This window comes from Pradoshia sp. Z4_20 (assembly GCF_058216035.1).
On record NZ_JBZAJD010000007.1, the window covers coordinates 22,961 to 42,962 of the forward strand.

17 protein-coding genes and 1 pseudogene are annotated in these 20,002 nt (G+C 38.4%); 9 read left to right on the forward strand and 9 right to left on the reverse strand.

The genetic code is table 11. The features are described from left to right. Window positions 1–73 precede the first annotated feature (73 nt). From AC4BHP_RS14605 to AC4BHP_RS14620, 4 genes and pseudogenes are all read right to left on the reverse strand, one after another. Window positions 74–1,960 (reverse strand): FUSC family protein, encoded by a 1,887-nt coding sequence (locus AC4BHP_RS14605; RefSeq protein ID WP_139892701.1) that lies wholly within the window; start codon window positions 1,958–1,960, stop codon window positions 74–76. Between the two features lie 199 nt (window positions 1,961–2,159). After that, window positions 2,160–2,843: a CAP domain-containing protein gene (locus AC4BHP_RS14610; protein ID WP_066108126.1), complete on the reverse strand. Its 684-nt coding sequence runs from the start codon at window positions 2,841–2,843 to the stop codon at window positions 2,160–2,162. Window positions 2,844–3,520: 677 nt separating this feature from the next. Next, window positions 3,521–4,171: pseudogene (locus tag AC4BHP_RS14615) on the reverse strand (nitroreductase family protein). A gap of 85 nt (window positions 4,172–4,256) precedes the next feature. Then, window positions 4,257–4,712: a nucleoside deaminase gene (locus AC4BHP_RS14620; protein WP_066108129.1), complete on the reverse strand. Its 456-nt coding sequence runs from the start codon at window positions 4,710–4,712 to the stop codon at window positions 4,257–4,259. Window positions 4,713–5,157: 445 nt separating this feature from the next. Between AC4BHP_RS14620 and AC4BHP_RS14625 the strand changes: the two genes are divergently transcribed. Next, complete coding sequence (locus AC4BHP_RS14625) at window positions 5,158–6,060, forward strand: cation diffusion facilitator family transporter (protein ID WP_139892702.1); 903 nt, start codon at window positions 5,158–5,160, stop codon at window positions 6,058–6,060. Between the two features lie 132 nt (window positions 6,061–6,192). On the opposite strand, the gene AC4BHP_RS14630 is transcribed toward AC4BHP_RS14625, so the two are convergent. Further along, on the reverse strand, window positions 6,193–6,783 hold the full coding sequence (locus AC4BHP_RS14630) for a methyltransferase domain-containing protein (protein ID WP_490553046.1): 591 nt from the start codon (window positions 6,781–6,783) through the stop codon (window positions 6,193–6,195). 407 nt (window positions 6,784–7,190) lie between these two features. Between AC4BHP_RS14630 and qoxA the strand changes: the two genes are divergently transcribed. From qoxA to AC4BHP_RS14665, 7 genes are all read left to right on the forward strand, one after another. Beyond that, a complete protein-coding gene (gene qoxA / locus AC4BHP_RS14635; protein ID WP_139892704.1) occupies window positions 7,191–8,123 on the forward strand; it encodes a cytochrome aa3 quinol oxidase subunit II in 933 nt (310 codons plus the stop codon). Between the two features lie 33 nt (window positions 8,124–8,156). Then, complete coding sequence (gene qoxB, locus AC4BHP_RS14640) at window positions 8,157–10,103, forward strand: cytochrome aa3 quinol oxidase subunit I (protein ID WP_066108144.1); 1,947 nt, start codon at window positions 8,157–8,159, stop codon at window positions 10,101–10,103. Next, window positions 10,100–10,696: a cytochrome aa3 quinol oxidase subunit III gene (gene qoxC / locus AC4BHP_RS14645; RefSeq protein ID WP_139892705.1), complete on the forward strand. Its 597-nt coding sequence runs from the start codon at window positions 10,100–10,102 to the stop codon at window positions 10,694–10,696. The genes qoxB and qoxC overlap by 4 nt, the downstream gene beginning before the upstream one ends. Before the next feature lies 1 nt (window position 10,697). Next, window positions 10,698–10,979 (forward strand): cytochrome aa3 quinol oxidase subunit IV, encoded by a 282-nt coding sequence (qoxD, locus tag AC4BHP_RS14650; RefSeq protein ID WP_066108151.1) that lies wholly within the window; start codon window positions 10,698–10,700, stop codon window positions 10,977–10,979. Between the two features lie 249 nt (window positions 10,980–11,228). Then, window positions 11,229–11,537, forward strand: a complete 309-nt coding sequence (locus AC4BHP_RS14655; RefSeq protein ID WP_066108154.1) for a hypothetical protein — start codon at window positions 11,229–11,231, stop codon at window positions 11,535–11,537. 240 nt (window positions 11,538–11,777) lie between these two features. After that, window positions 11,778–12,335, forward strand: a complete 558-nt coding sequence (locus AC4BHP_RS14660; RefSeq protein ID WP_490553196.1) for a TetR/AcrR family transcriptional regulator — start codon at window positions 11,778–11,780, stop codon at window positions 12,333–12,335. Window positions 12,336–12,415: 80 nt separating this feature from the next. Next, a complete protein-coding gene (locus AC4BHP_RS14665) occupies window positions 12,416–13,849 on the forward strand; it encodes a DHA2 family efflux MFS transporter permease subunit (RefSeq protein WP_490553053.1) in 1,434 nt (477 codons plus the stop codon). Window positions 13,850–13,908: 59 nt separating this feature from the next. Here the strand turns inward: AC4BHP_RS14665 and AC4BHP_RS14670 are convergent, their stop codons facing one another. Then, on the reverse strand, window positions 13,909–14,850 hold the full coding sequence (locus AC4BHP_RS14670; protein ID WP_139892708.1) for a TRM11 family SAM-dependent methyltransferase: 942 nt from the start codon (window positions 14,848–14,850) through the stop codon (window positions 13,909–13,911). Window positions 14,851–14,976: 126 nt separating this feature from the next. Here AC4BHP_RS14670 and AC4BHP_RS14675 point away from each other — a divergent pair, with 126 nt between their 5' ends. After that, the gene (locus AC4BHP_RS14675) at window positions 14,977–15,252 is read left to right on the forward strand and encodes a CC/Se motif family (seleno)protein (protein ID WP_140462166.1); all 276 of its coding nucleotides are present in this window, start codon (window positions 14,977–14,979) and stop codon (window positions 15,250–15,252) included. 66 nt (window positions 15,253–15,318) lie between these two features. Here the strand turns inward: AC4BHP_RS14675 and AC4BHP_RS14680 are convergent, their stop codons facing one another. The 3 genes from AC4BHP_RS14680 to AC4BHP_RS14690 all read right to left on the reverse strand — a co-directional run bounded on the left by AC4BHP_RS14680 (window position 15,319) and on the right by AC4BHP_RS14690 (window position 19,768). Further along, window positions 15,319–17,136: a carbon starvation CstA family protein gene (locus tag AC4BHP_RS14680; RefSeq protein WP_139892710.1), complete on the reverse strand. Its 1,818-nt coding sequence runs from the start codon at window positions 17,134–17,136 to the stop codon at window positions 15,319–15,321. 138 nt (window positions 17,137–17,274) lie between these two features. Further along, window positions 17,275–18,009, reverse strand: coding sequence for a LytR/AlgR family response regulator transcription factor (locus AC4BHP_RS14685; RefSeq protein WP_139892711.1), 735 nt, complete (start codon window positions 18,007–18,009; stop codon window positions 17,275–17,277). Next, on the reverse strand, window positions 17,984–19,768 hold the full coding sequence (locus AC4BHP_RS14690) for a sensor histidine kinase (protein WP_139892712.1): 1,785 nt from the start codon (window positions 19,766–19,768) through the stop codon (window positions 17,984–17,986). The genes AC4BHP_RS14685 and AC4BHP_RS14690 overlap by 26 nt, the downstream gene beginning before the upstream one ends. Window positions 19,769–20,002: the final 234 nt, after the last annotated feature.

Here is a 20,002-nt window from a genome sequence, read left to right on the forward strand (position 1 = left end):
AAATAAGAAAAGTTGAGCTTGTATGCCCTTTCATTTTTATTTTTAGGATATCGCAATATTTAATATAGAAGTTCTATTTGAAGTAAGCCTGCTTTCTAAATCCTTTTAATATTCGCAGTGCGTCCTTTAACAACACGTATTCTTCCAGGGAATTAGAAAGCTGAAGTCTGTCATATAATTGACCAGCCTGCTCATTTACACAATCCCCTTCTAAAGCCAGAATCGAATCGAGCTTTACTAATATTTCTCTCATCAGATGGACATCTACATCCTCCCTTTGCATCCGCAAGAACATATCATAAATGGCATGATTCAAACGGCGCTGAGATGATAGAAAGTTTTCCATTTCTTCAAGCTGCAGCATTTGATTATTTAAAAGTATTCTTTCCTCTATTAAAGCGGAAACGGCAAATAAATGATTGATTGTATGTGCATTATTTCTTTGGTTTAAATAAGCGGACACTTCATGCTGCAATTCCTTGGATACTTGTTTGTAGCTTTTCATCAAATCTCTTGTACCCTTTTCCAGCGTATGTGGAAGTAATAAACGATTTGCAAGCATACCAATACCTATCCCTATCAGTACAAGCATAACTCTTCTCAGTGACAGGAGCGTCGGGTCGCCCGTGAGAGCAGCTGTTCCAAGAGCAGATATCGTGACAGTCAATACGACATTTCTATACTTCACCGCATAGCCATTCAAATACCCAACCAGCAAGACCAGGAAGGAGCGTATAGTCGTTTCATGAAAAATACTAAATAATAGTACAAAGATAGCCGCTCCCATTAAAGTGCCGATCACGCGTTCCTTGAAGCGATATTTAGCTGTCTCATAATAAGGTTGCGTCACAGAAAATATAGTAAATAAAATCCAGCGTCCTTCATTGATGTTAAAATAATCAACGATTAAAGCAACAGCTGCAATAGTGATACCCAATCGCAGTGCATATGTGAAACGAGCTGAATGTCGATTAATGTCCTTTAAAAATTGATAGGTATTCCGGTAGCCTCTAGGAATCTCTACCACACTCTCAACCTTGTTCAGTTCAGATGATTCACTGGTATGAAGGTACCTCAATAATTCACGCAATAATTTCAACGTACTAATCATTTCGACTATGTATGCGGATTCATGTTTGTTAAGCGCTATGTTTAGATTATTCAATGAATCATCAGATAAGCTTGACCCTTTATTGGCGTAATCCCTCATCTGTCTCAATTCAAAATTCAGAGCATCCAAGACATCCTCTGGGTAGTCACTTGCAGCTTTGCGGTTTAACATCAAATGCAGTTTTTCAAGACAGACCGAAATCTTCAAACGAACTCTGCCTTCGTGAGTCAGATAATAACCCTTGACACTCCGAAAATAAATCACCTTCCTGAACTCGTTGATATCAGACAGAATGATGGAATCCAACTCTTGATCAGGCTGGTTATCTCGAATACGATTTAACTTTTCTTGCAAATGGCTACATACCTGCAAGAAATAATGATTGCCCCTTTTAGATAATTTCCTTCTATTAAATACCCATTGTACCATCATGATAATCAAAGCCCCTGCAACCAGAGACATTAGTCTCAATGGGAATTCCTCCAACGGAACTGGATCGGTCAAAATGAATAAATATTGCAAACCAACCGCAATATGGATAGGTCCTTTTATGTTAGATGTGAAAAAGTATCCTACAATAAACATAGCGATAAAGTTTACTAAAATTCCTACCCAGGGATTGATCAAGGCCAGTTGACCAAATATTCCTTGGGACAAATTGACTGCCAAAATCAGCATGAAACTCTTCCATGGGGATACAGTAAAATCCCTCTCTAAATACATGAGCAGAGCAACCACAGTCGTGACCCCAATCAAAACATTATGCTGCCCAAACACAGCCTCAAAGCCTGTCACAAAAAGGATAACAAAGATAAATATCAATGTTTTTGATATGATCAGCTGCTTCATAGCTTCCCTTCCTTACCTATAAATTGCTATACCAGAATATTAAATCACAGTATAACATACTATGCTGCCAGGAAAAAAACACAGGAAAAGGCTTTCTAGCTTGGAACATTCATTAATGCTAATAAAAAAATGTCCCAAAAGATAAGTTTTCACTTCCTTTTGGGACAGTCTATATAAAATCTATATTTATAGTACTCTCTTATTTGCCTATAAACATTTGTGTCCAGTAGTTGCCGTTCTCCACATAACCAATTCCGATATGTGTATAGCTGGAGCTTAAGATATTTTTTCTATGACCGTCACTATTCATCCACGCATTTACTACTTCTTCTGGCGTGCGTTGACCCATAGCAATATTTTCAGCTGCCGCTCTATAAGAAATGCCAAATTGTTTCATCATATCAAATGGAGATCCGTAAGTTGGGCTTGTATGACTGAAATAGTTATTCTTCTGCATATCCTCTGATTTGATACGCGCTACTTTACTTAGCTCTGTATCTAGTGTTAAAGGTTTTAAGCCTTGTTTTTCACGTTCCGCGTTAGTAAGTTCTAGTACTTCCTGCTCATATGCACTTACTTCATAATCGTTTGATTCTGTATCATTGGAATCAGAATTATCTTCTTCCACAGTTGGAGCATCCGTACTTGGTTTATTTTGTTCCACGGCATTGTTTGAACCAGAATCCGTATCCTGACTTGGTTTATCAATAGTTGGAAGTTGAACAGATCCCCATGGGAATTTAATAATGCCTCCGCTGATCATCACTTTATATGAAGTTGTTGTATTCGGTTTAGAAGATACACTGGCTGCCTCCGCTCCTGTTATAGCTGTAATGGAAAGCGCTGCGGCTGCTGCAATTGTAACGATAAGTTTATGTTTCATTGGTAAATCTCCTCCTGTCATGATATTTGTTTAATCGACAAAGACATCGTAACATGAGTTTTTTGTAACATTTGAACCATAAACTACCAGACAGCTCGAGATAGGATAATAGACATCCTTCTCACATAGCGCGCACCTAACTTAATATATTGATATATCAACAGTCCTGCTTAAATCTCTCTTTTTTCCATATTCCGGATATCAAGTCCCTCTTTTTGTAAAATCCCCACTTTTATCCTATAAAATAATTATTGACAGGTATTTAATAATAGAGGATTCATTACTGTTACTACAGGTATGTTACAAGCATTGCAGTTATTTTTAAATAATGTTGAGTATACCCATATTGCAGTCTATGGTATGGGGAATTTAAATAGATGGAGTTTCCTATACAGTACTTTTATAGAACAAATGGAGAAAACAAATTGTTTTCTCCATCTCTGTTCTTCTGACTTGTTCGTTGAATATAGCAGGGTAATTTCTATATAGTAGACATCTCGTAAGCGACACCATAAACTTTACAATCAAATCCTTAAAGGTTAACTAACTACTTTAAAGAGTCGTGACAGTTACTTATATATACAGGAGACTGTCGCAGAAAATCCCTTTATCATAGTCAATTGAAAAGGAGCAGGTTGTTACCTGCCCCTACCATATCACATTCATTTGTGACCTCTTTATTTCCATTCGACAACTTTGTCTACTGCAAGACGCATAGTCGGGAATCCATTATCAGCCGCCTTACCCATGGTCATAATCATGACCGGAGCATGTCGTTCTTGATCCAATCCAAACACATCATTAATACGGGTTTTATCGAATCCCGCAATAGGATTGGTATCATATCCGTGAGCACGAGCCACAAGCATCAATTGCATAGCTACATGGCCGCAGTCGGTCATGACGATATCTCTGCGATCCTGTTCAGTTAGTGAAGCAATCCATCCTAAAACACCTTCAAGCTGGCGTTCTTTATATTCAGCAGGCATATACCCAAGCTCTACATTTGCGCTATAAATCTCATCAGCTTTTAATGTATTGTGCAAGTCGCCAAAAATTGCAATCGTCACCGCTGATGTATCAATTTTTTTATGATTGGTCGGTGAGGCAATATCCATCAATTTTGCTTTTGCCTCATCGCTTTCTATAACAAGAAAAAATCAAGGCTGTAGATTCGTTGAAGATGGTGCGCTGGTTGCTTCACTGAATATTGCTGTCATCTCTTTATGACTGATTTTAACCATAGGATCGTAACTTTTTATGGAACGGCGTCCCATTAAGATTTTTCTGAAATCATTAGTTGGGATAACATGAGAACTATTGGACATGTTTATTCTCCTTTATGATTAGATTGGACTGGACGGTATTACATCAGGTCTTGATTAAAAAATTTATTCAGTTTCCGAATCACTATTAATATATAACTCTATTCTCGATTGCTTGATAGGCCTTGAATAATCCCTTACATTCTTCATGATCAACTCGCTGTAAATCATATGAACGCTTCCCATCAATCATTTTATAAAAGACATCATCTCTAAACCCTATTTTATCTGTATCCAATCGATCACATCCATAATAAACAGTCGTGATACCTGCCCAAAGGATGGCCCCTAAGCACATAGGACAAGGCTCAGCCGTTGTATAAAGCTCTGCTCCGGATAGGTCATAATGATTTTCATGAAGGCATGCTTCCTTAATCGCAACTATTTCTCCATGCATGGTTGGATCAAGCTCCTTAACCACCATATTATGGCCCTTTCCAATGATTTTACCATCCTTGACAATGACAGCTCCGAAAGGTCCGCCATGCCCTTGTTTAATTCCTTCATACGCTTCTTCAACAGCGGCTTTCATAAATGGATTCATACGCCTTAATACCCCCGATATTTGATTTATCAATAGGATGCTGTATCTTCGGTGTAGACTCATAATTCAAATCTATTGTATTACTTGACGGTTAGTCAATATTCCCGTTAGACCTTACTCATAATCATTAATTGCTTTATCACGCCATTTTTGTTCAGATGGATAAAACATTTCCAAATAACGATTTTCAATCCTTTCCTCAGTCCATTTACTATCTGATCCATGTGCGTATAGTCAGTTCTCATCAACTGGCAACCATTCATTATCAAACGCAGGGATGGCATTCATTAAAGATTTGGAAATGAACTGCACCAGCGTGAATTAATTAGGAAATAAAAAACAAGAGTATTCCAAATGATTAATTAATTGGAACGCTCTTTTTTATGAATTTTATTCTATACTAATAAGTAATGATGAATTCAATAAAGAACTTGAGGTGACCTTTTTGGAGAAACAAAAATACAGGGACCTTAAATTAGGTGAACGCGGAGCAATCCTAAGTATTGTTGCATACTTATTTCTTTCCATATTAAAGCTGATTGTTGGATATATAAGTGAGTCTGAAGCATTACGTGCAGATGGGCTGAACAATATAACTGACATCATTGCCTCAGTAGCTGTATTAATTGGTTTAAAAGTTTCTCAGCGGCCTCCCGATAGCGATCATGCATATGGGCACTGGAAAAGTGAATCGATTGCCTCTCTCCTATCTTCTTTTATCATGATGACAGTAGGTATCCAAGTTCTAACGGATGGATTCCAATCCATTTTAAGCAGGGAAAAAAATATACCTGATATAACGGCAGCATACACGGCGATTTTTTCCGCCCTCGTCATGTACTTCGTCTATCGCTATAATATAAAGCTAGCCAAAAGAATCAACAGCCATTCCGTAAAAGCTGCTGCCAAAGACAATATTTCTGATGCGTATGTCAGTATTGGAGCAGCAATTGGCATATTCGGCTCCCAGCTAAATATGCCTTTCCTCGATACAATTACTGCCATACTCGTAGGGTTATTGATTTGCAAAACAGCCTGGGATATTTTTAGAGAAGCATCCCATTACTTATCAGATGGCTTTGATGAGTCTAAGATTAAAATCTATCAAAATTCCATTGACCAAATAGAAGGGGTTAAAGGAATTAAAAAAATTATGGGACGAAATTACGGAAATAATGAAGTCATTGATATCATTATTTTGGTAGACAACACGTTAAATATTAAAGAAGCCCATGATATTGCTACTCTTGTAGAAAAGGATTTAATGAAGGATCATGGAGTCTATCGTGTCCATGTTCATGTGGAACCATATGAAGAAAAAACAGAAAAAAGGCCAGGCCCAAATTAATGATAGGTATCCGGCTGTTTGCCCTAAAGAGCTACAAATTGGTTGTTTATATTACTGAATCTACCACTACTCCATAAACCTTCTGATATTTTATACGAAAAAAGGCATTCCAATGGGAACGCCTTTTTCAATTTAATAAGCTAGCCGGTAGATCAGTATTCTCTCAAAAGGATTCTTTTCACTTAGAACAATCTCTTTGTGTAGTTCAAACACAGATTGATTTTCAAGAAAATATATATAATCCTCAGATGGATAATATAATATTAGGTGTACCTCGCGATATGTTTCTTCGACGGATAACAGAATGTTCGTTAGAACCTGGCGGAATATTTGTATCGTAAAAGGATTAAAGAAATAAAACCTATTATAAGTTGGTTGAATTTGAAACTCCTCTGCCAGACAACAGTGAAATTGAATTCGGTCTTTCCCCTTGTAATTATAGTTCTTGAGATTTTCCTCAGCTTCATTAATAAATTGTTCATTCATTTCTACCCCACTTACAAACGCCCCTGTCTTGTAATGAAGAAAGAAATTTAGTCTCCCCTTTCCGCATCCAAAATCGACCATATGATCATCCCTATTAAGGTCATACTCATCCAATAACTTTTCTAAAATCCAATACGGAGTCGGCTCATATCGGTGATAATGCATAGAATTATAAAATCCAGTTTGATTACCGACTGTTTTTATATGTAATAACTCATCATAATCTTTTTCGTTCATTGTATAACTCCGTTTCACTTATCTAGATTACTCATAAGTTTAAGCCTTTTTGATACTGATCGAAACCCTTTTTCTATATAATAGGCGTTTTCAGATTTCACATCCTAGTATTCACATAAAAATGCTACTTTAAAGTGACAATTTTACAATAAATTCTAAGAATATAATTAATTGTTAATTTGTTCACAACTTTGTCAAAATTGAAGATTTCCATGTCTTCTTTTAGTTTCATATATTTGTAATTTTGAAATTCAGTTATTATATTGAAAATCAGGGGCTATGGAAAAAGGAAGAATTATACCTAAATAGCAGCAAGAAAGGGAAATTATAACTATCAAGGTGTGCAGATTTACTGAATTTCCCTTACATAGCTTGAATTTACTTATTACATTAGGAAGGGGAAAAATATGAATAAAAAATGGGCACTTTTGAGTTCCATGATGGCGTCTATTCTTATGTTAGCGGGATGTGACTGGGTTGTATTCGACACAAATGGTCCTGTCGCAAAAACACAATCCAATGCCATTCTTTTCTCAATGGCTTTAATGGCAGCTGTTGTGCTTGTAGTATATGTACTTTTTATCGTTATTTTATATAAATACCGAGCATCCAAAGCTCCAAAAGATTACGAGCCTCCACATATGGAAGGCAGCAAGGCGCTTGAAATAACATGGACAGTCATACCAATTATTATTGTAGCCGTTTTAGCTGTAGTCACAGTTAAAACTACATTTGAAGTAGAAGGAAAGCCAAAAGGCTATGAAGATCAAAAACCATTGGTTATCTACGCAGCTTCTTCAAACTGGAAATGGCATTTCAGTTATCCAGAGCAAGGTATTGAAACGGTTAACTATGTAAACATTCCAACTAATAGAGTAGTAGAATTCCGTCTATATTCTTATGGACCAATTACAAGCTTCTGGATTCCACAGCTCGGTGGTCAAAAATACGCCATGAGTGACATGGTAACAAAATTAAATTTTGTAGCTGAAACACCAGCTTCCATGATGGGAAGAAATGCAAACTTCAGTGGTGAAGGCTACGCCCATATGGATTTTGAAGCACTGTCTATGACTCCAGATGATTTCGAAGAATGGGTTAGTGATGTAAAAGCAAATGAAGATAAGTTAACAGAAGAAAAATTTGAAAAGCTGCTTGATACAGCACACGTCGGCAGACAATCATATTCTTCTACTCACTTGGATTTCAGCCCTCCACCGGAAGGACATCATCATGGTTCTGAACCATCTTCATCAAACGAGAGCGATGAAGCAGACAACACGTTTGATGAAGATACAGAAAAAGGTAATTCCGAGCACGAAGATCATTCAAATCATTAAAATTAAAGCTTTCATAAGAAAGGAGTTACAACCTTGGATTGGGATAAATTTATAGTACATGGTGGCCCGTTAATCTATGGCGCAATGGTAAGTATTGTCGCTGTATCGCTGGCTATCGTTATCGGCCTGACTTATTTTAAGAAATGGCGCTGGCTTAAAGATGAATGGCTTACCACTGTTGATCATAAACGTATTGGGGTCATGTATATTCTCTGTGCTTTAGTTATGTTATTCCGCGGCGGTGTTGATGGTTTATTAATGCGTGGACAGTTAGCTAAGCCTGAAAACGGACTGCTTGATGCACAGCATTATAACGAAATCTTTACAACGCATGGCGTGGTTATGATTTTATTTATGGCAATGCCATTTATCATTGGATTAATGAATATTGTTGTGCCTCTTCAAATTGGGGCGCGTGACGTTGCTTTCCCTTATTTAAATGCTATCAGCTTCTGGTTATTCTTTGCCGGAGCAATGCTATTTAATATCTCGTTCGTTATTGGTGGATCACCGGATGCCGGATGGTCAGCCTACTTCCCGCTTGCAGGTATAGAATTCAGCCCTACTGTGGGGAATAACTACTACAGTATTGCGATTCAGATTGCCGGTATTGGGACGCTGCTAACGGGTGTTAATTTTATCGTTACCATTTTAAAAATGAGAGCACCTGGTATGACTCTATGGAAAATGCCAATGTTCACATGGTCTATTTTAATCACTAGCATCATTATCGTTTTTGCTTTCCCTGTTTTAACAGTAGCTCTTGCCTTAATGATGTTTGACCGTTTGTTTGGTACACAATTTTTCACTATGCAAGATGGCGGAATGGATATGCTTTGGGCTAACCTGTTCTGGGTATGGGGCCATCCTGAAGTATATATCGTTATTCTTCCTGCCTTTGGTATATTCAGTGAGGTTATTTCAACATTCGCGAGAAAAAATCTGTATGGATACAAATCAATGGTGTTCAGTATGCTTGCCATCTCTGCCCTATCCTTTACTGTATGGGTTCACCATTTCTATACGATGGGTCAAGGTGCCATGGCAAACAGCTTCTTCTCGATTACTACGATGTTAATCGCTGTACCTACAGGAGTTAAGATATTTAACTGGCTCCTTACGATGTATAAAGGAAAAATTGAAATTACCACGCCAATGCTGTATGCCCTGGCATTCATACCAATCTTCACCTTTGGTGGAGTCACAGGGGTTATGCTAGCGATGGCAAGTGCGGATTATCAATATCATAATACAATGTTCTTGGTAGCCCATTTCCACTATGTTTTAATACCGGGTACAGTGTTTGGGGTACTGGCGGGTATGTATTTCTGGTTCCCTAAAATCTTTGGATTCAAATTAGACGAGAAATTAGGAAAAATCGCATTCTGGATTATTTCTATTTCATTCAATGTCACATTCCTGCCTCTATTCGCATTGGGACTTAAAGGGATGAACCGAAGAATGTATACGTACTCTGAAGAAACTGGGTATGGACCATTGAACCTTATCGCATCATTAGGTGCTGTAGGTTTAGCAATTGGATTCATCGTTCTCGTTTATAGCTTCTACTGGAGCTTCCGTTATGCTCCAAGACTAAAAGGAGACTCAGATCCATGGGGTGGCCGTACATTGGAATGGGCAACGAAAACACCTGTTCCAGCCTATAACTTTGCCATTACTCCTGAAGTGGATTCTGTAGATTCCTGGTGGGATCACAAAAAAGGTACACATAATCTGTTCACACGAAAAATCGAAGAAATACACATGCCTAGCAGTGACTTTAAACCGTTTCTAATGGCAGTGGCCTTCTTCTTCTGGGGATTCTTTATGGTATTTAGTATGTGGATTCCAGCCATTATCGCTGCGGTTCCAATTATCTATTTGATGTTTGTACGTTCCTTCAATGATGATCATGGGTTCCATATATCTGTGAAAGAAATTGAAGAAGAAGAAAGAAAATTGCGAGGTGAAACAGAATGAAATTAGATGCCTCTCAACCATTGGAATATAGTACTGAACAAAATCAGCTTAAGATACTGGGCTTCTGGATTTTCCTTGGAGCAGAGATCGTATTATTCGCTACACTGTTTACTGTCTACTTTGTACTGGAAAATCGTACAGGTGATGGGCCTTCCGGGAGCGATATCTTCGCTCTTGGTGGGGTTTTAGCTGAAACCTTTATTCTTTTGGCAAGTAGTTTTACGATTGGGATCGCGATTCACGCTATGCGGATGGGCATGAAAAAAGCAATGATGGTTATGTTCTCGATTACGCTTATCCTTGGATTAGCCTTCCTAGGCATTGAAATTTATGAGTTCTTCCATTATGTACACGAAGGAGCTTCCATCCAAACAAGCGGCTTCACTTCTGCATTACTTACATTGCTTGGAACACACGGAGCCCACGTAACCGGAGGAATTCTATGGGGAATCGCTATTCTGATTCAAGTGAGCAGACGCGGAATTAATCACCTTACTGCCAATAAAGCATTTATTTTTTCACTGTACTGGCACTTCCTGGACGTTGTTTGGATTTTCATCTTCAGCTTCGTCTACCTGAAAGGACTGATGTAAAATGGCTAAGTTATTCCCTAAAGAGCATATCATAGGATTTTTATCATCCATCGCTCTAACAGTGGCAGCATTATTAGTTCTTTTCCTGGAGATATCATTTGGATTTAAAATGGCTATTTTGCTTATCACAGCTGGCTTACAAGCAAGTTTGCAGATATTCCTGTTCATGCATATTAATGAATCCAAGGAAAGAAGAACACTCTATACCAATATCCTTTATGCATTATTTGTAGCCCTAGTTACCATCTTCGGTTCCATGTTCGTCTTGCTTTGGGATTGGTAAAAATCGATACAGCTATACGAAACGGACAGCGAGTTCTAGTCGCTGTCCGTTTTTCTTATTATGAGTTTGCCAAAGTAAGAGCTCCTATGCCTACCATTCCCCTCATTCTGTTCGTCCCTTAATCCTATATAATAGATATTTCTCTATTACTCAAATTACCTGCATACCATACACATGCTTCTATAAACTACCATGTATTCATTTTAAAAATTCTTTTATGATGGAACTATATGAACCAGGAGTGATTGTATGAAAATATCTCTAATAAACAAGGATGGCATTATAAAAGAGGTCAAGCTTGGCTTCAGTTGGACTACTCTCTTTTTTGGAATATTCCCTGCTTTATTTCGCAAAGACTATAAATGGGCGATTATTATGCTTGGTATATCCATCACAATCAATCTTTTTCTATTTGGATTAGGCGCATTGCTAACAAGCGGCGTTTTCGCCTTTATCTATAATAAAATCTATATTAAAAACCTAATTACAAACGGCTATCGCCCTGTTTATGCTGCCGATCGAGAAATATTAATCAAGAAACAGCTATTAGCTGCTTAAAGTTATTGGTCCCTTAGCCTTAAGGGACCATTTCTATTACAACCCCATCTACTCATCTCTTTTCATTGGAAGAACCAATTTATAACCTCAACCACCCTTTCTAATCTATCTACTCTCGAAAAAATATACCTGCAACGAATGATTGACATAAAATACAGCCATCTTATAGAATGAAACAGTCACTCATTTATATAGACCAGTCATTATACTTGAAAAGAGGGATTTCATGTGAGTGCAAAAATGGACTCGCGTCAAAAAATTTTAGAGGCTGCTACTCGCCTTTTCAACATACAGGGATATCATGCAACAGGCTTAAATCAAATTCTGAAGGAAAGCGGTGCCCCTAAAGGGTCTTTATATTATCACTTCCCTGATGGTAAAGAACAACTGGCCGTAGAAGCAGTCAATAAAATGGCCGTTCAAATTGAAAATGATATTAAGCTGGCCATGAATCAGTATGATCATGCCTTAGAGGCATTCCAATATCATATTGAAAAAATCGCTCAACATTTCAATAAAAATGACCTTTTTGAAGGTTTACCAATTGGATTATTGGCAGCGGAAACTTCCTTAATGAGCGAACCTTTACGCAAAGCGTGCAAGGCAGCATTTGAAGGCTGGGAAACACTTTATTATGATAAAATGCTTCAAGATGGCTTTGAACCAGAAAAAGCGCACCGTTTAAGTCTATTGGTTAATTCAATGATCGAAGGAGCCATCACCCGTTCGCTAACCAATTTAAATGGACAGCCTTTACTAAACATCTCTAAATGTCTGCCCGATATATTAAAGAAATAAGCAAACATAAATGTATATCCTTAATCAGCGTATTATATAGACTGGTCTAGTAATTATACATAATGAAAGGGGAATATTATTTGAGTAATAATCATGCTACAAATTTAGAAAATAAGCAGATTAAGCCACTTCCAATCGTGATTGCTATTATGATTGGTGCTTTTATTGGACTCTTCAGTGAAACTGCCTTAAATATGGCTTTTACAAACATTATGGATGACTTTCACATTGGTCCCCATGTCGTTCAGTGGTTAACAACAGGATATTTACTTGTACTTGGGATTCTTGTGCCTGTAACTGCATTACTGCTCCAATGGTTTACTACCAAGCAACTATTTAGTGCCTCCCTCATTTTTTCAATCGTAGGGACCTTAGTAGGAGCTATGGCACCTAACTTTGCCATTCTTCTATTAGCACGTGTCATTCAGGCTATAGGAACAGGTCTATTACTACCGTTAATGACAAATGTTATTATGGTTATATACCCACCTCATAGACGCGGAACAATTATGGGGATGATGGGGCTTGTCATTATGTTTGCACCTGCTGTCGGTCCAACCCTATCAGGATTAATCGTAGACAGTCTGGGCTGGCAATCGATTTTCTGGCTATGCTTACCTTTGCTTATTTTTACATTCGTATATGGTCTCATCTATATGCAAAATGTATCAACCATCACAAAACCAAAAATAGATATTCTGTCTATTATTCTTTCATCCATTGGTTTTGGAGGAATCGTCTTTGGTTTCAGCAGTGCCGGGGAGGGTGCTAGCTCATGGAGCGACCCAGCTGTTCTTTTACCGATTATTGTTGGGGCACTCAGCCTTATCCTATTCTCTTTCCGCCAGTTTAAAATGGAACAGCCAATGCTTAATTTACGCGTATTTAAGTTCCCTATGTTCTCTATTGGACTTTTAATGGTATTCCTGGGTATGATGATCATCTTATCCTCATCCATTCTATTGCCTATGTACTTAAAGGGCGGAATGTTATTGTCAGCTTTTGCAGCCGGCCTTGTCTTATTGCCTGGCGGTATTGTGAATGGAATTATGTCACCAATTACGGGGAAATTATTTGATACCTTCGGGCCAAAATACTTGGTTATTCCCGGTTTTGTATTAACAACAATATTTACCTACTTATTTACTAATATAACAACCGAAACTACCCAATTAACGGTTATCATCTTGCACACATGCATGTTGATTGGGGTTGCCATGATTATGATGCCTTCGCAAACAAATGGGTTAAACCAGTTGCCAAGACAGTATTACCCTGATGGAGCTGCTGTCATGAATACACTTCAGCAAATAGCAGGGGCGATTGGGACAGCAGTTGCTGTTAGCATCATGTCAGCTGGCCAGGCAAGCTATTTGGCTACGGCTGATCCCAATAATCCGCTTGCTGCCTCTGAAGCTTTGACAGCCGGTGTCCAAAACGCCTTTCTATTTGCGTTAATTGCCTCCATAATCGGATTGGTAGTTTCTTTCTTCGTTAAGCGTGTAGATGTTTAAGAGTATATAGAATAAGAGGGTGGCAAAAATCGGTGCCACCCTCTTTTTTATTTATTAATCTAATTACATAACAAAATCTCTCTTGTAAACCCAATCTTCTTCGCTTGACATCGATCCTGTATAGTTAAGCCAGCTTCCTTAATCATGTCATCAATTCGTTCCCCGGTAACAACAACAATTCTGTCTGCAATGCGATTGGCATGCGTTAAAATGGATAATTGTTCCTCCGGGCTCGCTGTATGGCATAAATTATAGGGTAAATCAATAATAGCTGCATCGTAATAGTCGGTAACTTCCTCAATTGCCCCTATTGCAATATCACAGCTATATCCAAAATGAGCTACATTTTCTCTGGCGCCAATAGCTGGCAATGGCTTGATATCACGTCCACATATCGTAATCCCCATCGACAAGGCTTCTACCAATACATTCCCAATTCCACAGCATGGGTCAATCGCTTTCACACCAACAGGGTTGGGAACCGCGATATTAGCAACTGCTCTTGCCATTCTAGTACTGAGAGCTGTCGAATACTCTCGTGGTTTCTTCTGATGATGCAACCAGATCGCTTCATTTTTTTCATAAATACCTACATACCATTTACCGCCGCAAGTAATGATGCCAAGAACGATATCCGGCTTCTCCAAATCAGCTTCACCCTGGATTTTTAATCCGATTTCCCGTTCAATCTTTCTTCGTTGACTAAAGCTAACTTTATCCTCTAGATCATTCGTTTTCACAAAGATTGTTTTGAATGTCTGATCCGGGAAGGAAAGTTTGTCTGCCTTGTGATAAAGGGCCTCCAAACTATCCCCTTCGGTCAGTACTTCTATTCTTTCCCTAATAAAGGGACTTCGGCTTGGATCGACTTTTCTTGTACTTTTAAAAACAAAATCATCAGGATTCATATCAAACAACGCCCTGAATTCCATTTTGCATAAAGGTTCTTCCTCTGAACTGCATGCATATGTGTATATAAAAATTGGCTCCACCAATCCCATTCTGTTGTATTCTCTTCAACAATCTATAAAAAGCTTATATCACTCTATTATAATGCATTTTTATAGGAAACTAAAATCCCATCCATTATAGTTAAGAATATACCTCACTTGAAGGAGGCACCAAAAATGATTATTGAAATGGACGAAGAATCAAAAAAGTGGATTTCATCAAAAGGAGATCAAGTAACCATTAAAACGTTGGATGTTAAAGCCTGCTGCGGACCCGGTGTTCAAGAACTTGTAGCATTGCCTGGTAAACCTAAAACTCTGAATCATTATTATCAAATTACATCCGATCAAGTATTATTTTATATTCATAAAAATGTACGAAAAAAGGAAAAACTGATTCTTACATTATCGGGCATTCCTTTCCTAAAATCCCTCTCCGTTAAGCTTCAATAATTCGCTTTTAAACATAAAAAAACAGGTAAAGAGACCATTTATTCGGACCCTTTACCTGCTAATTTTTCACATCGTTTTCATCAGTTCTTCCTCTGACTGTTTAACCAATTCTGCTTGTGGTATTTTGGATAGATTAATCCATTTCATGATGGAAGCCACCATAATCACTACACCTAACGCAAGCATGATAATGGATAGAACACCGTTCAATACATTATATCCACCTGCATCCGGATTCAAATAGACATTCTTAATCATCCAGAATCCACCTACATTAACCGTAACATATAGATACGCCAATGGGACTAAGCATGTCAGCATATACCAGCGTTTCTCTGCAATTTTCAAAACAACTGTAGCTCCGACAATCAATCCGATTGACGCCATCAACTGGTTGGATACTCCAAACAGTGCCCAGACGGAACTGATATCTCCAGAGAATAATAGATATCCCCAAATAAAGCAGGCTAATGCACTGGCAAAAATGTTAGCCCCAAGAGAATCTGTTCGTTTCAAAGGTTTAATAAAGTCTCCGAAGAAGTCCTGGATGAGATATCTGGCAACCCTGGTTCCTGAATCAATCGCTGTTAAAATAAATACCGCCTCAAACAGAATTACGAATTGATAGAAATAGGAAGCTAAGTGTTGGAAGAATGGTACACTGGTGAAGATTTCCGTCATACCAACAGCAAGTGTTACGGCTCCACCTGTTCTTCCTTCAAGGTCCATATCTACTGCTTCTTCCAATCTATCTAAATGGACTGTTTCCATTCCTAATGTTGAATAGACCTCAGGTGATGAGTTTATCGCAAAATAATCACCAGGCTGAAGAGCAACTGCAGCAATCAATGCCATAATAGCCACTAAACATTCTACTAACATCGCACCAAAGGCTATGCCTTTAATATCGCTCCAACGGCTGACCATTTTCGGAGTCGTACCTGAACCAACAAAAGCATGGAAACCTGAAATGGCACCACAGGCAATTGTGATTGAAATAAACGGCCATACTGGGCCGGCCACAATTGGTCCTCCACCGTTAATGAAATCTGGAATAATAGCAGGAAACTCAACTGAAGGGTTAACGATAAATACACCAATAATAAGTGCTGCGAAAACTCCTATTTTCATGAATGTACTTAAATAATCACGTGGTGCAAGCAATAACCAAACAGGAAGTGCAGCAGCGAAAAAGGCATAGACTGGTAAAATAATAGCAAGAGTGCTCTTTTCAAGCGTTAAGAAATCGCCTAACCATGTTCCCTGAATTTGTGGACCAAAGAAAATTGCTAGCATAATTAAGATAAATCCAACGGTCGTCGGGACTTTTAAATTCCCTGTCTTTTTATGATAGATTCCCACTAACATCGCAATCGGAATTGTAATCCCTACCGCAAATGTACCCCATGGGTTTCTTTCAAGTGCTCCAAGTACAACCAATGACAAACCTGCCATCGTAATTGTGATAATGAATAGCATGGCCAATCCAGTACAGAATCCCGCTACAGGCCCAAGTTCTTCTTTTGCTACCTCGGATAATGATTTACCATCGCGGCGCATAGAGGCAAAGAGCACAACTGTATCATGAACTGCTCCTCCAATTACTGCCCCAACCAATAGCCAAATCAGTCCGGGTAAATAACCAAACTGAGCTGCCAAAATCGGACCAACCAATGGGCCTGCAGCAGCAATGGCTGCAAAATGGTGTCCAAATACCACCCATTTATTTGTTGGCACATAGTCCTGACCATCCTCAAGCTTTTCAGCTGGTGTTGGTTTATCATTAGATAATTTCAACACCTTTGCCGCCATAAATGTCCCATACAAACGATAGGCTATTAAAAGGATACAAATCGAGCCGATAACAATTGTAATCGCATTCATTTTAGTGTTCCCCCTTTTTTTGCATACGTATTATACTATCATAGTATCAAATGAAAACACTTACACCTCATTTTCAAAATGAACCGCAAAATAAATGGGATGAATTACAACTTACAACTAATGAATAGCAAATCAATCCTATAATCCTAGTAATTGTTTCAGTTCCTTTACATAGGTTCGACTGACTGGAACCTCGGAACCATCCGACATACGTAAGTTATAGGTTGAATTAAACCATGGTAATATCTCCACGATATGATCGATATTCACAAGATAGCTCCGATGTACCCGAAAGAACTGTGTCCGGGGCAATTTTTTTTCCAATCCAATCAGTGCCTCACTTACTTTATAAAGATGATTAACAGCCCGGATTTTACACTTTCCTTCGTATGATTCTAGGAATACGATATCATTGCATGTAAGCAATATAATTTTTTCTTCTGTCATAACAGCTATTTTTCCCTTACATTGAAGATTACTGGTATCTACTTTTCCAGGCTCCTTTGTGTGTAAATGAAGCTTTTTAACTTTGTCCAGCATCTTATGAATACGTTCTTCACTGAAGGGTTTCAAAAGATAATCTACCGCATTTACGTCAAAAGCCTGAAGAGCATACTCGTCATAGGCAGTCGCAAAAACGATAGCTGGAACCGGGTTCAGTCCTTCTAGTTTAGCGGCTAAATGTAATCCGTTCTCTCCCGCTAATTCAATATCTAAGAAGACAATATCCGGCTTTAACAGTGGAATATCATGTAATGCATCTTCTATACAATCACTTTCACCCAAGACCTCCACTTCTCTGCTTCTTGCTAGTAAATATTTTAATTCGTCCCTGGCTAATGGTTCATCATCCACTACATAGGCTCGCAGCATCCTGCTCGTCACCTCCTTTACTTTCCAGCGGGATTAAGATATTAACAGTGGTGCCCTCACCCACTTTGCTATCAACCTTAAAATGGGCTTGGTTATTATAAATACCTTTTAAGCGTTCACTAATATTAAAAATGGCTGTACCGTTTCCACCGGCTGACGGTACAACCTGCTTGCTCAGACTTTTCAATCTTTCTTCCACAATCCCCTGTCCATTATCCGCAACAATCATTCTCATATAATTGCCATTTGAGCACACTTGTATATTAATTTTCCCAAACTGTTTTCTTTGTGGAAATGCATAATGAATCGCATTCTCTACCAAAGGCTGCAATAAAAATGGGGGAATCAATACATTTTCTAATCCATTCTCTATATCAAAATTAACTTCATATTTATGAGGAAAACGTGTTTGCTCTAAAGATAAATAGGCTTTTACATTTTCCAGCTCTTTTTCTAACGGGATCAGCAACTGTCTGGCTCCCTGTAAATTGCCTCGAAAAAATAAACTTAATTCCAATAGTAGTTTACGAGCTTTATCAGGATCAGTCCGGCATAAGGCAGATATCGTATTTAAACTATTAAATAAGAAGTGTGGATGAATCTGAGCCTGCAGGGCTTTAATCTCAGCATCCTTTAAAAGCCTCGCCTGCCGTTCCGCTTCTGCCAGCTCAAGCTGAGTTGAAAATAAATTAGCCAGCCCCTCTGCTAACTGCTGCTGAACTCTGTCTAATTTATCCGGCTTTGTATAATACAATTTTAAAGTTCCAGAGATTTCCCCCTTCACTTTTAAAGGGAGGACGATGGCAGCTACGAGCGGACAGTCCTTATGCCTGCACTCGATTTCCTCCTTCGATTTGGCTATTGAAACATATCCTGATTCAAGTACTTTTTTAGTCAGCCCAGTACTCGGCTTCACGCCAGGTTTATGATGATCGGAGGCTGCCCCCAAATGTGCAAGAACCAAATGTTCATCCGTGATAGAGACAGCATCTGCATCGGTTAAATTAAGCATAATTTTTGATATTTCTTTGCATGATTGGGTGTTTAAGCCCTGTCGAAAATGCGGAAGAGTCTGGTCCGCAATTAAAAATGCCTGATTGGTTTGATTCGCACGCGCTATCTCCCCATCACGTTTTATAGACTGAACGATCAGCATAAATAATAGTGTTCCGAATCCATTCATGGTGATCATTGGTAAACCGATAAACTGCACGAGGCTCCATGCATGCTCAAGAGGTTTGGCAGTCGCAAGGATAATCACCATTTGCAAAGCTTCGAGGGACATCCCAATTCCTGCAGCAAACAAAGGAGTTATCTGACCCCCGCTCCTTTTTCTTCTGTTGCCTATATACCCTGCCAATATTCCGGCCAGGATGGTAGAAAGGGCGCAGGAAAAGGCTGTAAACCCTCCCAATGTATAACGGTGTATACCGGCTATCAGACCAGCTCCTCCTCCAACAACGGGACCTCCCAATAATCCGCCTATCACAACACCCATCACTCTTGTATTAGCAATGGCACTATCTTCTCCAATAGCTGAAAGCCATCTATTCTCTTCAACCATAGAATGATAAACTTCTATTCCAGTATAATTACTAATAACCCCAAACATGCCGAATAATAGAAATAATTTCAACTGCTCATTTAGATTATGGTCTGGGTGAATGATTTGGCGAAAGGAATTCATTTTAGAAATTAAAAAGGCTACAATGACAATAATGCCTACCTTTTCAAGCATAATTGGGACTAAATCTAACATAGCCATCTCCCCTGGTTAGCGAACTTTCCATCCTCTTCTATAATTGTTAATTCTCCCTTTATTATATTTGAAAAATTAAGAAAAACAAAAAGATAGCCCTTTCATTACTATTGTTATATTAAATGCACACTTCTATTATAGTTTCATCCTTTAAATCCCTTGACACAGTTTACAATGAAATTATATTCTTGACTCTGTGACTCTATTAAAATTCATTTTTATTCACAGCTCTGC

What these genes read in the sequence shown, in the direction of transcription:
- AC4BHP_RS14605 (WP_139892701.1), bottom strand. Translation starts at nt 1,960, where the DNA reads ATGAAGCAGCTGATCATATCAAAAACATTGATATTTATCTTTGTTATC.
- AC4BHP_RS14610 (WP_066108126.1), bottom strand. Translation starts at nt 2,843, where the DNA reads ATGAAACATAAACTTATCGTTACAATTGCAGCAGCCGCAGCGCTTTCC.
- AC4BHP_RS14620 (WP_066108129.1), bottom strand. Translation starts at nt 4,712, where the DNA reads ATGAATCCATTTATGAAAGCCGCTGTTGAAGAAGCGTATGAAGGAATT.
- AC4BHP_RS14630 (WP_490553046.1), bottom strand. Translation starts at nt 6,783, where the DNA reads ATGAACGAAAAAGATTATGATGAGTTATTACATATAAAAACAGTCGGT.
- qoxA (WP_139892704.1), top strand. Translation starts at nt 7,191, where the DNA reads ATGAATAAAAAATGGGCACTTTTGAGTTCCATGATGGCGTCTATTCTT.
- qoxC (WP_139892705.1), top strand. Translation starts at nt 10,100, where the DNA reads ATGAAATTAGATGCCTCTCAACCATTGGAATATAGTACTGAACAAAAT.
- qoxD (WP_066108151.1), top strand. Translation starts at nt 10,698, where the DNA reads ATGGCTAAGTTATTCCCTAAAGAGCATATCATAGGATTTTTATCATCC.
- AC4BHP_RS14655 (WP_066108154.1), top strand. Translation starts at nt 11,229, where the DNA reads ATGAAAATATCTCTAATAAACAAGGATGGCATTATAAAAGAGGTCAAG.
- AC4BHP_RS14660 (WP_490553196.1), top strand. Translation starts at nt 11,778, where the DNA reads ATGGACTCGCGTCAAAAAATTTTAGAGGCTGCTACTCGCCTTTTCAAC.
- AC4BHP_RS14670 (WP_139892708.1), bottom strand. Translation starts at nt 14,850, where the DNA reads ATGGGATTGGTGGAGCCAATTTTTATATACACATATGCATGCAGTTCA.
- AC4BHP_RS14675 (WP_140462166.1), top strand. Translation starts at nt 14,977, where the DNA reads ATGATTATTGAAATGGACGAAGAATCAAAAAAGTGGATTTCATCAAAA.
- AC4BHP_RS14680 (WP_139892710.1), bottom strand. Translation starts at nt 17,136, where the DNA reads ATGAATGCGATTACAATTGTTATCGGCTCGATTTGTATCCTTTTAATA.
- AC4BHP_RS14685 (WP_139892711.1), bottom strand. Translation starts at nt 18,009, where the DNA reads ATGCTGCGAGCCTATGTAGTGGATGATGAACCATTAGCCAGGGACGAA.
- AC4BHP_RS14690 (WP_139892712.1), bottom strand. Translation starts at nt 19,768, where the DNA reads ATGTTAGATTTAGTCCCAATTATGCTTGAAAAGGTAGGCATTATTGTC.